The organism is Ensifer sp. ENS11 (genome assembly GCF_014851895.1).
Lineage (GTDB): Bacteria > Pseudomonadota > Alphaproteobacteria > Rhizobiales > Rhizobiaceae > Ensifer > Ensifer canadensis.
The window spans coordinates 1-315 of record NZ_JACVAN010000084.1 but is presented as its reverse complement, the minus strand read 5'-3'; the positions used below and the strand labels follow the sequence as shown (position 1 = coordinate 315).

Here is a 315-nt window from a genome sequence, read left to right as displayed (position 1 = left end):
CTACTACCTCGGCTTCGTCGCAACCCAACGCGAAATCGGAGAAGTCGGGCGCTTCGACGGGTTTGCAGCTTCTGACCGGGTTCGATGCCGATATCGGCGTGAACATCAGGGATCTTGTCCTTGGTGACTTCTCGGCATCAGACGTTGCCTTGGCGGCAACGCTTAAGAACGGGCTGGGTTCGGCAAGGATAGAACATCTCGGCATCGATGCCGGCAGCGTCGCGGCAAATATCTCTGCCGATATTCGCGAGGTTGAGCCGACCTTCAAGGGCCGCATATCCAGCAGCGGGCTCGATGTCGCCAAAGTGGCAAATC

The 315-nt window shown here is 58.1% G+C and carries 1 protein-coding gene; it reads left to right on the top strand.

Translation table 11 applies throughout. The features are described 5' to 3' along the window. Positions 1–98: 98 nt before the first annotated feature. Positions 99–315, top strand: a 217-nt coding sequence (locus IB264_RS34330) for a hypothetical protein (protein WP_210335730.1), incomplete at its 3' end; no start/stop codon positions are given.